Genomic DNA, 11,213 nt, shown 5'->3' on the forward strand with positions numbered 1-11,213 from the left:
AATTGTCGTGTTTCAAATCGGATTTTAGTCTTCCGTATCTTGATGTCGGTAGCACTTCGATGAGGTGACATGGCCCTCCAATGGACGGTCCGTCAGTATTTAGACAGCGCTTCCCGACGACGGTTCCTCGCCTGCAGTGGTGGAGTGCTCATCGCAGGAACAGCCGGCTGTACAGGGATCGTCAACAGTCTTGCCGACCTCGCGTTGGGCGATGTCAACCTTTTCAACGAAACTGACGATACCCTTACTGGCACTGTGACGATTACCGATTCGGCGGATGAGACTGTTCTCTCGGACGCATTTGAATTGCCGCCGGCATCGGGCGATGAAGACGCCGACGAAAAAGACGATGAAGACGGCATGACTGCGTATGAGGACGTATGGACTGATTCTAGAGCCTATGACGCGAGGGTCGAACTGGATGATGATCCAGCCATCCAAGTCGAATCCGCTACCTCGTCGTCAATAACTATTGATAACCCGAGCGAGGAGATGCTTGCGATAGTGTTCGGTGGCGAAGAGTTCGACGACACAATCGGCTTTACCGTCGGTGAGTCGTTGAGTGATCTCGCACAGGCGTGAGAGTCTTGTTGAGTGAGTGACATCCTCCTCCGCGTAAACGCGGAGGAATCCCGAGCGGTGGGAGTTTCAGGTTCGCAGTCTAATTACCGGACTCCCAGTCCTTTCGGGCACGGGTAGTCCCACAGTGTCGGACTGGTGGACTGCTGGCCATGCCAACTGGCCGTTACCCCTATCCTCGGCCGTGTACGGCGTCCCAGTGTTGTTTTTGCCGCGGGGACGCTGGCAGGCATCACCGGAGTTGGGGATATCGTCTGACTCGCTTCGAGCAGTCAACACAGACACACCCTTCGAGGATGTAGCGTTCACCGACTGCCCTTTCAGATACTGCCTCGTTACGCGGGCGGACAGGCCGCCTCTGAAGGACGGTTCGGAATCCGCTCCGTTCCGACCGATTCCTAACTACGTATAGAGCGGCCTGTCAGTTAAACCTCGGTATATGAAACTCGGTACAGACGTTCGGCCAGTGGATTGCTTCCCACCATGTCGGCTTCATCACCCGCCTAAAGGCGGGTGTATTCGCTTTCCAGTCTGTATAACCGGGGTATCCGCGAGGCCGGACAAGTGTCTTGTCCACCCGAGTCCCGAGCGGCCCCGGGGGGATCACTCGCGTTCGGTCTCGGTCTCGGCGTCGGCCTCGCGTTCCCCGTCGGTCTCCGCTTCCAAGTCGTCCCCGCCCGCGGCCTCGGCGGCCTCCTTCCGGGCGCGGTCCGCCGCGAGCTCTTTGTCGATGTCGTCCTCGACGTATCCCATCGACTCGACGGTGACGACGTTGCCGCCGCCGGGATCGACGACCATCACCTCCTCGCCCTCCTCGATCGTGCCCTCGATCGAGCGCGCGGAGTAGTAAGGGTTGAAGCCGCCGCCGGAGAGCTTCACCTCGCCGCCGGAGGTCGTCACGACCTCGGTGACGGTGCCGGTCTTCCCTTTCAGCGAGTCGCTGTCGCTGGTCTGTTGCTGGCCCTTCCCGCCGTACAGGTCGAACTCGTGGTAGCCGTAGAAGGCGGCCGCGCCGAAGAGGAGCGTCAGCAGCGCCATGACGAGCGTGAGGCCCGCGCCCGCGATACCGAGCGACGTCAGCAGGAGCCCGCCGAGCCCCGCGCCGATCAGCGCGATACCGACGACGATGAAGTTCGCGCCCGGCGCGAGCGCCTCCGCCATAGAGAGCAGCAGGCCGGCCGTCAACAGCAGGAGGGGAAGCGTGTCCGGCCCGATCAGTCCGGACTGGAGGAGCGATCCGGCGCCCGTGATCAGATCCATGTCCGGACGTACGGCCGCGGCGGTATAAGTGGTAGTACGAGGGCCGGGCCGTCAGCGGCGAAAACGCGGGAACGCGCGCCGTCGGCTGAGAACCGGGGAAGACGCGCGCCGTCGACGAGGTGTCTCAGAACCCGAACACCAGCACGCCGACCGTGATCGCGACCCCGAGCGCGACGAACACGGCGTTCTCGACGTCGATGGGTCCGGGTTCGATCGGCTCCTCTTCGGGAGTGCCGGTGTCCTCCGTGACGCCGTCCGGGCCGACGTCGTCGACGGCGAACCGCCACTGGCGCTCGCCGGCGCCGTCGGTGTCCCGGGCCTCGTTCGCCCGGCTCCGCGTGTCGCCGTCGGCGTCCTCGTCGCTGGACATGCCCGGTGATAGGCGCGTCGGTGATAAATGGCTGGCGGGTACGTGTCGGCGAGGGAGGCCGGCTATCGATTGCGCGCCGCCGCGATCACGTCGCCGTCGTAGATGACGCCGCGCTCGCCGTCGAGCGTGACCACGCTCCCGTCGGCGACGCTCTCGGGGAGCGTCGCGCCGGCGACCATCGGGACGCCGAGCTCGCGGGCGACGACGGCGGGGTAGCCGGTCATCCCCTCGCGGGCGTCGATGATCCCGACGAGCGCGTCGAGGTCACCCGAGAACTCGCCCTCGAAGCCGGGGCCGAGCGCGACGATGGAGCCCGCGGGAACCTCGCTCAGGTCGCCGTCGTCGGTCCGGTGGACGGGCGCGGCGACGCGGCCCGCGACCGCCGCCTTCCCGGTCACCAGCGTCTCGGCCGCGACGTGGACCTTCAGCGTGTTCGTCGTGTTCGTCCCCTCGAACTCGGTCAGCATCCCGGAGAGCACCACGAGCGTGTCCCCGGACGAGGCGCCGCCGGTGTCGAGCGCGGCGTCGACCGCGTTGTCGAGGATCGCCTCCATGTCGCTGGCGTACCCGGTCAGGACGGGTCTGACCCCCCACGAGAGCGCGAGCTGTCGCCGGACCCGGTCGTTCGGGGTCGTCGCGACCACGGGGACGCCCGGCCGGAACATCGCGGTCTTACGGGCCGTGAAGCCGGACTCCGACACCGCGACGACGGTGGACGCGCCGATGTCGCGGGCGAGGTAGCGGGCCGAGCGCGCCAGCGCCTCGGTTCGCGAGCCCTCCGCGGCGGCCGGGACGCGCTGCTCGCGCGTCTCCGCGTACTCGTCGCTGGACTCGACCTCGCGGACGATGCGGTCCATCGTCTCCACGACGTTGACGGGGTCGTCGCCGATGGCGGTCTCGCCCGAGAGCATCACCGCGTCGGTGCCGTCGAGGACCGCGTTGGCGACGTCCGAGGCCTCCGCGCGGGTCGGCCGGCGCGAGTGGACCATCGAGTCGAGCATCTCCGTCGCGGTGATGACGGGGACGCCCGCGTTGACGCACTTCCGGATGATCCGCTTTTGAATGACGGGGACGTCCTCCAGCGGGCACTCCACGCCGAGGTCGCCGCGCGCGACCATCACGCCGTCCGCGGCGTCGACGATGCCGTCGAGGTTCTCGACCGCGCCGGCCCGCTCGATCTTCGCGACGACCGGGATGTCGTCGCCGCCGTGCTCCTCGAGCTCGTCGGCGATCTCGTAGACGTCGGCGGCGTTCCGCACGAAGGAGGCCGCGACGAAGTCGGCGTTCGTCCGGACGGCCAGGTCGAGCTCGTCTTCGTCCTCGGGCGTGATCAGGTCGACGTCGATGGCGACGCCGGGGAGGTTGACGCCCTTCCGCGAACTGAGCTCCCCGCCGGAGACGACGGTGGCGACGACGGCGTCGCCGTCGACCCGCTCGACGCGGCACTCGATCCGGCCGTCGTCGAGGAGGACCGTGTCGCCCGGGCCGGCGGCCGCGATGGAGTGCGTGAGCCCCACGCGCTCGGGAGTGGCGCCGTCGCCCTCCGCGAACGTCACCTCGGAGCCCGTCGCGAGCCGGATCGGCTCGTCGAGCTCCGCGGTGCGGACCTCCGGACCCTTCAGGTCGACCATCACCGCGAGCGGGTCATCGATCGCGTCGTCGACCGCGCGGGCCCGCTCGATGACCTTCTCGCGGTGGGCCGTCGTCCCGTGGCTGGCGTTCAGCCGGACGACGGACATCCCCGCGTCGGCGAGGGCGCGGATCGCGTCCCGGTCGTCCGACGCGGGACCGATCGTACAGACGATCTTTGCGTTGCGCATACCGCCGGGTTCGGCGCACGCCCGCAAAAAGGCACACGGTTGAGTCGGGAGCGAGTGAACGTTCGTGACGTTCGCCGGGTGCGAGAGGCGGTCGCGCGTTCGGTCAGGGAGTGAGCCCGACCGACAGCGCGAGGGCGGCGGCGCCGACCCCGAGGAACAGCCGGTTCGCTCGCGGGTTCGCCGCCGGCGTCAGGTCGAGCGTGACGTGCCACGCCGAGAGGGGGCGAAACGGCCGGATCCCCATCGGCGTGATCGCGTCGCCGGCGACGTGCGAACAGAGCGAGAGGGTCGCGACGCCGCCGACGAAGGCCGGGGTCCACGACGGGAGGGCGACCCCGGTCGGCGCGCCCGCAGGGAGAGCGACCCCGGCCGCGAGCGCCGCGAACGCCCCCGCGGCGACGGCGAACGCGACCGTGTGCGTCGGGCCGCGGTGGGCGACCGGCAGTCGGTGGTCGAGGTCGGGGAGCGTCGAGCACGCGGCGGCGACCGCCGCGCCGAGGACCGCCAGTCCGGGCTCGCCGGCGACCCGGACCGCCCCCGCGACCGGCGCGTACGCGAGCAGCGCGATGCCGACGTGGCCCCGCCAGTACATGGGTGTCGCTCTGCGGATACCGACAATAAATCCGTCGGGGGAGGAGCGTCGTCAGCGGGGCGCTGAGCGTTGGCGGGGGGAGGTGTTCGCGTCTCGGACCGCGCCTCAGTCGTCGGCCCGCGCGGGCGCGTCGCCCGCGGAGAGACGGACGTCGGGGCCGTCGACGCCGAGTTCGTCGAGCGCGGACTGCGCGGCGCGCTTCCCGGAGACGAGCATCGCGCCGAACGTCGGGCCCATCCGGGGGAGGCCGTGAGCGGTCGCGACCGCCATCCCGGTCGCGATCAGTCCGTCGTGGACGACGCCGGTGTGCTCGACGACTCGGTCCTCGCTCTCGCCGACCCACATGGAGTCGTGGCCGGGCGAGTCGTGGCCGAGGGCGCCGTACTCGCCGTCGCCGGTCTGGTCCATCCCGGTGTTGTGCTCCTTCGCGTGCTCGATGCCGGGCGCCGAGAGGACGCCGCGCTCGTCGAGCTTGCTGATCGCGACCGCGTCGTGGCCGGTCGCGTCGATCACGAGGTCGGACTCGACCGCGATGGGGTCGACGCAGGTTATCTCGCGCGGGAGCGCGTGGACGGGCGTCCAGTTCATCACGATCCCGCCGACGCGGTGGTCCTCGCGGACGACGAGGTCGGTGAACTCCGTCATGTTCTGGACGCGCGCGCCGGCGTCGCAGGCGGCCTTGATCAGCCCGGAACAGGCCTCGGGGCCGGCCGCCGTGTAGAGGCCGTCGACGTCCTCGACCGGCTCGTAGTCGACGTCGAGGTCGTCGAGGATCTCTTGGGCGGGGTCCCGGACGGTGACGGTGTTCATCAGGAACCCGCCGAGCCAGAAGCCGCCGCCGAGGTAGTTGTTCTTCTCGACGATCATGACCTTCACGCCGCGCTCGGCCAGCTCCTTGGCCGCCATCAATCCGGACGGACCGCCGCCGAGGACGATGACCTCGGAGTCGGTGAACTCGAGGAAGCCGTCGGTCCACTCGTTGCCGATCGCCTTCGTCACGTCGGTCTCGCTCACGTCGCTGAAGCCGTCGAATCCTTGCATACAACTTAGTGATATTACTTAGTTGTAAAAGGCGTTGCGGTCGATGCGCGGAGTACGGACCCGGCGATACGGTCGATTACTTATAAACAGTAACCGCTGGAACGGCAGCGAACGCCTCCGAAGCCCCGGCCACTCGGCTAGACGTGGTCGACAACGGATCGAAACCGAACGCCTCCAAAGCCCCTTTGAGTCCCGTCCGACCGCACCGTGATACGCCTCACGCCTCCCCAGCCTCGCGGTTCGCGCTCTCCGAGCGCTCACCGCGTCCCTCGCGGGCCCCTCGCGGTCGCCGATGGCGACCGCTCGGCGGCGCGCCGCCGCTTCAGTGTCTCAGTTGACCACCGATGTCAGACTCGCGAATCGAGCGCCCGCAGCGGGGTCGAAGCGTCGATATCTCCGCGTCTCTGGCTCGGTCGGCCCGTCCCCCGCGGCGCCCCCGACTCGTAGCCTTTTTACCCGCGCTGGCGGTAGACGGACTCACTATGGCTGAGGACAAGGCACGAAGCACCGGTAGTGCGGGCCGATTCGGCGCTCGCTACGGCCGGGTCTCCCGCAAGCGGGTCCAGGACATCGAAGAGGAGATGCGCAACGCGACCGTCGACGGCGACGACGTCACGCGCAAGGGCACCGGCATCTGGGTGAACGAGGAGACCGGCGAGACGTTCACGGGCGGCGCGTACCGCCCCGAGACGCCCGGCGGCCGCACCGTCCGCCGCTCCATCCGCGCCGCGCTCGCCGACGAGGAATAGGTAATGAGCTACAAGTGCTCCCGCTGTAAGCGAGACGTCACCCTCGACGAGTACGGCGGCGTGCGCTGCCCGTACTGCGGCCACCGCGTCCTCCTGAAGGAGCGCGGCGGCGACGTGAAGGAAGTGAACGTCGAGTAACCGTCCGGGCCGATCCGACCGTGACGGCGTCCCGCGCACACGAGACGGTCCTCTCGTTCGCCTACCCCTCCGAGCGGCGCGCACGGCTCGTCGCCGACGCGCTCGCCCCCGAGGTCGGCGAGATCGACGACGCGCGCTCGGCCGCGACCGTCTCCCGCGACGGCGACGCGGTTCGGGTCCGGGTCGCCGCGGACGACCTCGTCGCCCTCCGCGCCGGGATCAACAGCTGGTCCCGACTCGTCGAGGTCGCGGAGCGGGTCGAGGCCGCGTCCGGTCGCGGGTAACCGCCGACCCGATTCGGAGATCCCCCGCTGTCCGCCCGCTCACGGTCCCTCTCCGGCGGTACGGCCGATGGGGACGAAGACGTGGGTTTTTCCGTCCGGACCGCCTCGCTTCGCCTATGCAAGGGAACATGCCGCCCGAGGCACAGGAGAAGATCGAGGAGCTTCAGGAACTGCAGGAGACCGCACAGCAGGTCGCCGAGCAGAGGGAGCAGGCGCAGACCGCGCTCAACGAGTCGAAGACGGCGCTCGACGCTCTCGAAGACGTCGACGAGGACGCCGGAATGTACCGCGAGATCGGCGAGGTCCTCGTCGAGACGGACTACGAGTCCGCCTACGACGACCTCGAGAACAAGGTCGACTCGCTCGAGGTCCGCGTCGAGCAGCTCCAGAAACAGGAGGAGCGCGTCGAGGAGCAGTTCGACGACCTGCAGGGCGAGCTCCAGCAGATGCTTCAGGGCGGCGCCGGCGGCGGCGGTCCGATGGGCCCGGGCGGTCCGGGCGCGGGCGGCGCGTAAGCGTTCGATGAGCGACGAGCCGTCGGACGACGAAGTGGTCCGCACCGCGGCCGAGGCCGCGGAGGGCGTCATTTTCGCCCACTACGACCAGTCGGCGGTGACCGACCTCGACGTCACGGTGACGTTCGAGGAGGGCGTGCTCGACGTCGACGTCTACCTGAACGCCCCGGAGGACCCCGACCCCGACGCGGTCGCCCGCGAGGCGGCCGAGACCGCCGGCGAGGCGGTCGATGAGCTGTTCGCGGAGTAAGCGGTCGTTTCCTCCCGCTTTTCGACGAGTCCGACGAGCCTGGCGACGGGTCCGACTATCCCGACGACGGGTTCGACCGTCGCGGCCTCGACGCGCGTCACGGGTCCGAGAGCGACGCACGGGAGCGGCGCGGTCCCCACGGGACCCTCACCGACAGCTATTAATCGAAGTATTGTGAACTGTTACCGCATGTCATCGAGCTACGGCGGCACGTCGGCGTTCGATCGGCTCCGTGCTCGGCTCGACGGAAGCGCCCTCGCCTGCGAGGAGTGCGGGTTCGTCGACGACGCGGGCGAGTGGGAGGCGGTCACCACCGGCGGGACCGTCGAGTACCGACGTGAGTGCCCGAGCTGCGGGACCGAACACGTCCACCGGTACCGGCTCTGAGCCGCGGGGGAAGACTCGGCGGCGATGTACGACGAGATCCTCTGTGCGACCGACGGGAGTCCCGGGAGCGATGACGCCGTCGAACACGCGGGCAGCATCGCCGAGTTGGCCGGCGCGCGGATCCACGCGCTGTTCGTGGTCGACGAGACGATCGCCGGCGCCGACCGCTGGGACGTGGTCGTCGAGCGCGAGGAGGAGCGCGGCGAGCGCGCGCTCGACGCCGTCGCCGCGGCCGGCGCGGAGCGCGGCGTTCCGGTCGAGAGGCACCTCCGGCGCGGCCGGCCGCACGAGGCGATCCTCGACGCCGCGGACGACTACGGGGCCGACCTGATCGTGATGGGGACGCACGGTCGGACCGGGGTCGGCCGGTTCATCGCGGCCGGGTCGGTCGCCGAGCGGGTCGTGCGACACAGCGAGGCGCCGGTACTGACCGCGCGGGTGGAAGAGTGAGCGGGGCCGAAAACGGGGGGAGCGTCTACGCCGACTCGCAGATCGAAACGAAGTTCTCGAACACCTCGTCGCCGCGCTCGGTGTGGGCGACCTCCGGGTGCCACTGGACGCCGTACAGGTCGGCCTCCGGGTTCGACATCGCCTCGATGCCGCAGACGTCGGAGGTGGCGGTCCGGGCGAACCCCTCCGGGAGCGACTTCACTTCGTCGGCGTGCGAGGCCCACACGCGGGTGTCGGGCGAGAGCGACGCGACGAGCGGGTCCTCGTCGTCGACGATCTCCACGTCGACGTCGGCGTAGCCGCCGTAGTCGCCGCCGCCGACCTCGCCGTCGAGCTCGGCCGCGATCAGCTGCATCCCGAGGCAGATACCGAAGACGGGGACGTCCAGATCGAGGTAGTCCGGCGCGTTGCCGACGCGGTCCATGTCGGGGCCGCCGGAGAGGACGACCCCGTCAGCCTCCACCTCGTCGGCCGGCTCCTCGGCCGAGACGATCTCGGTGTCGACGCCGATGTCGCGGAGCGCCCGCCGCTCGAGGTGCGTGAACTGGCCGTGGAGGTCGATGACGACGATCCGGGTCATGGCCCCGATTGACGGCTCCCGCACAAAAACGGCTCGGAACGGGCCGCAGTATCGTGGTGTTTTCGACGCTCTCGACGCCTCGGTAATGCACGAACGAGGATCGGTCGAGGGTCCGCGCCCCGCTCAGAGGTCGAGCGGCCCGCTCTTCGTGAACTCCCGGAGCAGCACGGTCGCGTACGATCCGCTCGGGAGCGCGAACGCGAACCGGGGGTCTCCGTCCGAGAACGCCACGTCGAGGTCGGTGCGCAGGAGGAGCGCCCGGCGCGTGCCCGCGGAGTCGAACTCGCCGGGGAGCGCGAAGTCGCCGGGCTCGATCCCGGCGTCGGCGAGGACCTCGCGCTCGATCTCGCCGGGCTCGCCGTCGCCGAGTTCGGTCTCGGTCCCGACGAGCGGAGCCGTCACGAACGCCCGGCCGCGCTCGCAGTGCCGGGAGACGACCGACACGCGGTCGGCGTCGACCCGCTGGAGTCGGTCTGTATCGGGGGCGTACAGCTCGTCGGGGGCGTCGCCGTCGGCGAAGCAGACCACGTCGCCGGCGACGGGGCGATCGAACGGGAGGCCGCGCCGGAGCCGCTCGCTCGCGATCCGGTTGAAGAGGAACGACTGGGCCGCGTTGACGAACAGGCGCTGGAGGTTCGACGGCACCGCCTCCAGCGCGTGCCACCAGTCCTCGTCGTCTGGCGGCGCGTCGGGGGCGACGCCGCGGTCGGCGAGCCGGTGGACCATCGAGCGCTCGAACCGGAGCTTGCCCGGGATCGCGTCGAGGCAGGCGCCCCAGTCGCCGTCGCCGGTACCGTCGCGCGGAGTCGCTCGGCGTTAGGCGAACGTCGGCGGCGGCCGCCGCCGCGAACCTCCCCCGGCACCTCGGGGTTTCACGCGAAGCGCCGCCGTCGATCGAGGTCGCGCGCGGCGCGGTGTCGCAGGCTCCGTCGGGCGGGTTACCCGCCGTATACAGCCGGACGCTCGCGCGGGTCGTTCCGGGCGAGTCGGCGAGCCCCACGGACGTGGGTGACGGGCCGCCGGCTTCCGAACCGCTGTTGGCCGAAGTAGTTCGGACGCCGACGGCGGGGCCGCTCGCGAGGTCGGTGTCGGCCGCTAAAGCGGCGTCGACCGAGTGTCTCCGTCCGCCCCGCGAACCGCGGCAGTCGCGCACCGCCGTCGCCGACGCGCCGGCGCGCCTCCCAACCGCGTGGCGACCGGATCTGAAGGCCGCTGCCGCGCAGATCGCGAAGGAGAAGCCGCGCGCCGGGCCCGACGAAGCGCCTCGATCCAGGCGCCGCGGACGCGGAGCGTCGTCGGGGTGCGCTCTCGCGGAGCGTGAACAAGCTGCGTCAGTGACCGCGCGCTTGTCCTTCTGCCGCCCACGAGAAAGCCGCTCGCGGCTGACACTCCCGAGCGCGTCGGAGACTCGCGGCGCGCGAAGTCGTCCGCTGTCAGTCGCGCAAAGCCGTGACGCGGACGACCAAGTTCGGAGTAGCTCCCCAGGTCTGCGCCGAGCCGGGCTCCCGGCCGACACGCCCCCCACAGTTCGCGACGCGGCAAGTCCTCGGGAGACCTACCGCCCGGAGCCCGCCCGCCGATCCCGTTCGCGTCCTGAAGTAGCCTATCATTGCCGAACGTACCGCGCGCTCCGGTCGGGCGCCACGCGGAAGGTCGCGTTCGGAGGCATCCTAGTACAGCGAGAGGGACTCCCGCGTCACGCGTCGACAGGTGTCGCGCGGGCGGCCCACGGCGAGCGCGGTGGACGTCCCCCGCCTTCCAGGTTGGGTGTGCGCGTCTCGGACGAGGCGTAACGGGATCCTCCGTCTCGCGCCCCTGTCGCCAGGACAGCGAACAGCGCTGGCTCTCGGAGTCCGCCCTCAGCAACGACTCTTCTGTCCGTCGCCCCTGGCCACTTCTTGCGGGCGCGCGCCGGTCTGGACCCCGACAGCGACGCGCTGCCGACTGCCGCGGCGAGCTTCCCCGCCATGCCGATGTCCGTGGGGCGACGATGGCCTGCTCATGTCCGGTTCCACGCACCGGCCGCAAAGGGGTTTAGCGCCCGTCTCGGCGCGACCGGCGGCCCGACCGGCTGGACGGAGGCGATGGCAAAAAGCCGAAGAGTGGAAGCCGGGGCCGGTCGGGCCGGCCTCATCGTCCGCGGGAAGAGGCGGCCGCCCGGAGCGGAGCCGAGGCCCGAGTCCCTGGCGACCGGCGCT

15 protein-coding genes and 1 pseudogene are annotated in these 11,213 nt (G+C 70.0%); 8 read left to right on the plus strand and 8 right to left on the minus strand.

Features of this window, described 5'->3' with window-relative positions; all coding sequences use genetic code 11:
- Positions 1-69 precede the first annotated feature (69 nt).
- The gene (locus DJ82_RS03200) at positions 70-582 is read left to right on the plus strand and encodes a hypothetical protein (protein ID WP_241881394.1); all 513 of its coding nucleotides are present in this window, start codon (positions 70-72) and stop codon (positions 580-582) included.
- Between the two features lie 600 nt (positions 583-1,182).
- Here DJ82_RS03200 and DJ82_RS03205 read toward each other — a convergent pair.
- From DJ82_RS03205 to DJ82_RS03225, 5 genes are all read right to left on the minus strand, one after another.
- A complete protein-coding gene (locus DJ82_RS03205) occupies positions 1,183-1,839 on the minus strand; it encodes a protease (RefSeq protein ID WP_094525362.1) in 657 nt (218 codons plus the stop codon).
- 124 nt (positions 1,840-1,963) lie between these two features.
- Positions 1,964-2,209, minus strand: a complete 246-nt coding sequence (locus DJ82_RS03210) for a hypothetical protein (RefSeq protein WP_094525361.1) — start codon at positions 2,207-2,209, stop codon at positions 1,964-1,966.
- 62 nt (positions 2,210-2,271) lie between these two features.
- Entirely contained in the window at positions 2,272-4,029 is a 1,758-nt protein-coding gene (gene pyk, locus DJ82_RS03215; protein ID WP_094581048.1) for a pyruvate kinase, read from the minus strand.
- A 103-nt stretch (positions 4,030-4,132) separates the two neighbouring features.
- A complete protein-coding gene (locus DJ82_RS03220; protein WP_094525359.1) occupies positions 4,133-4,621 on the minus strand; it encodes a metal-dependent hydrolase in 489 nt (162 codons plus the stop codon).
- A gap of 105 nt (positions 4,622-4,726) precedes the next feature.
- Positions 4,727-5,662 (minus strand): thiazole biosynthesis protein, encoded by a 936-nt coding sequence (locus DJ82_RS03225; protein WP_094581049.1) that lies wholly within the window; start codon positions 5,660-5,662, stop codon positions 4,727-4,729.
- A gap of 482 nt (positions 5,663-6,144) precedes the next feature.
- Between DJ82_RS03225 and DJ82_RS03230 the strand changes: the two genes are divergently transcribed.
- The 7 genes from DJ82_RS03230 to DJ82_RS03260 all read left to right on the plus strand — a co-directional run bounded on the left by DJ82_RS03230 (position 6,145) and on the right by DJ82_RS03260 (position 8,435).
- A complete protein-coding gene (locus DJ82_RS03230; protein ID WP_086220860.1) occupies positions 6,145-6,411 on the plus strand; it encodes a 50S ribosomal protein L37ae in 267 nt (88 codons plus the stop codon).
- 3 nt (positions 6,412-6,414) lie between these two features.
- Positions 6,415-6,549, plus strand: a complete 135-nt coding sequence (locus DJ82_RS03235) for a DNA-directed RNA polymerase subunit P (protein WP_004049526.1) — start codon at positions 6,415-6,417, stop codon at positions 6,547-6,549.
- A 20-nt stretch (positions 6,550-6,569) separates the two neighbouring features.
- A complete protein-coding gene (locus DJ82_RS03240) occupies positions 6,570-6,833 on the plus strand; it encodes a KEOPS complex subunit Pcc1 (RefSeq protein WP_094557632.1) in 264 nt (87 codons plus the stop codon).
- 128 nt (positions 6,834-6,961) lie between these two features.
- On the plus strand, positions 6,962-7,348 hold the full coding sequence (locus tag DJ82_RS03245; protein WP_094525412.1) for a prefoldin subunit beta: 387 nt from the start codon (positions 6,962-6,964) through the stop codon (positions 7,346-7,348).
- Positions 7,349-7,355: 7 nt separating this feature from the next.
- The gene (locus tag DJ82_RS03250) at positions 7,356-7,598 is read left to right on the plus strand and encodes a DUF3194 domain-containing protein (RefSeq protein WP_094525356.1); all 243 of its coding nucleotides are present in this window, start codon (positions 7,356-7,358) and stop codon (positions 7,596-7,598) included.
- Positions 7,599-7,787: 189 nt separating this feature from the next.
- Positions 7,788-7,985: an HVO_0649 family zinc finger protein gene (locus tag DJ82_RS03255; protein ID WP_094581050.1), complete on the plus strand. Its 198-nt coding sequence runs from the start codon at positions 7,788-7,790 to the stop codon at positions 7,983-7,985.
- A gap of 24 nt (positions 7,986-8,009) precedes the next feature.
- Positions 8,010-8,435, plus strand: a complete 426-nt coding sequence (locus tag DJ82_RS03260; protein WP_094525354.1) for a universal stress protein — start codon at positions 8,010-8,012, stop codon at positions 8,433-8,435.
- Positions 8,436-8,460: 25 nt separating this feature from the next.
- Here the strand turns inward: DJ82_RS03260 and DJ82_RS03265 are convergent, their stop codons facing one another.
- The 3 genes and pseudogenes from DJ82_RS03265 to truD (DJ82_RS15650) all read right to left on the minus strand — a co-directional run bounded on the left by DJ82_RS03265 (position 8,461) and on the right by truD (DJ82_RS15650) (position 10,340).
- A complete protein-coding gene (locus DJ82_RS03265) occupies positions 8,461-9,015 on the minus strand; it encodes a GMP synthase subunit A (protein ID WP_094581051.1) in 555 nt (184 codons plus the stop codon).
- A gap of 123 nt (positions 9,016-9,138) precedes the next feature.
- Positions 9,139-9,789: pseudogene (truD, locus tag DJ82_RS15645) on the minus strand (tRNA pseudouridine(13) synthase TruD); the annotation flags it as partial.
- Between the two features lie 164 nt (positions 9,790-9,953).
- Positions 9,954-10,340, minus strand: coding sequence for a tRNA pseudouridine(13) synthase TruD (truD, locus tag DJ82_RS15650; protein WP_394338184.1), 387 nt, complete (start codon positions 10,338-10,340; stop codon positions 9,954-9,956).
- Positions 10,341-11,213: the final 873 nt, after the last annotated feature.

The organism is Halorubrum sp. Ib24 (genome assembly GCF_002252745.1).
Lineage (GTDB): Archaea > Halobacteriota > Halobacteria > Halobacteriales > Haloferacaceae > Halorubrum.

What these genes read in the sequence shown, in the direction of transcription:
- DJ82_RS03200 (WP_241881394.1), top strand. Translation starts at nt 70, where the DNA reads ATGGCCCTCCAATGGACGGTCCGTCAGTATTTAGACAGCGCTTCCCGA.
- DJ82_RS03205 (WP_094525362.1), bottom strand. Translation starts at nt 1,839, where the DNA reads ATGGATCTGATCACGGGCGCCGGATCGCTCCTCCAGTCCGGACTGATC.
- DJ82_RS03210 (WP_094525361.1), bottom strand. Translation starts at nt 2,209, where the DNA reads ATGTCCAGCGACGAGGACGCCGACGGCGACACGCGGAGCCGGGCGAAC.
- pyk (WP_094581048.1), bottom strand. Translation starts at nt 4,029, where the DNA reads ATGCGCAACGCAAAGATCGTCTGTACGATCGGTCCCGCGTCGGACGAC.
- DJ82_RS03220 (WP_094525359.1), bottom strand. Translation starts at nt 4,621, where the DNA reads ATGTACTGGCGGGGCCACGTCGGCATCGCGCTGCTCGCGTACGCGCCG.
- DJ82_RS03225 (WP_094581049.1), bottom strand. Translation starts at nt 5,662, where the DNA reads ATGCAAGGATTCGACGGCTTCAGCGACGTGAGCGAGACCGACGTGACG.
- DJ82_RS03230 (WP_086220860.1), top strand. Translation starts at nt 6,145, where the DNA reads ATGGCTGAGGACAAGGCACGAAGCACCGGTAGTGCGGGCCGATTCGGC.
- DJ82_RS03235 (WP_004049526.1), top strand. Translation starts at nt 6,415, where the DNA reads ATGAGCTACAAGTGCTCCCGCTGTAAGCGAGACGTCACCCTCGACGAG.
- DJ82_RS03245 (WP_094525412.1), top strand. Translation starts at nt 6,962, where the DNA reads ATGCCGCCCGAGGCACAGGAGAAGATCGAGGAGCTTCAGGAACTGCAG.
- DJ82_RS03250 (WP_094525356.1), top strand. Translation starts at nt 7,356, where the DNA reads ATGAGCGACGAGCCGTCGGACGACGAAGTGGTCCGCACCGCGGCCGAG.
- DJ82_RS03255 (WP_094581050.1), top strand. Translation starts at nt 7,788, where the DNA reads ATGTCATCGAGCTACGGCGGCACGTCGGCGTTCGATCGGCTCCGTGCT.
- DJ82_RS03260 (WP_094525354.1), top strand. Translation starts at nt 8,010, where the DNA reads ATGTACGACGAGATCCTCTGTGCGACCGACGGGAGTCCCGGGAGCGAT.
- DJ82_RS03265 (WP_094581051.1), bottom strand. Translation starts at nt 9,015, where the DNA reads ATGACCCGGATCGTCGTCATCGACCTCCACGGCCAGTTCACGCACCTC.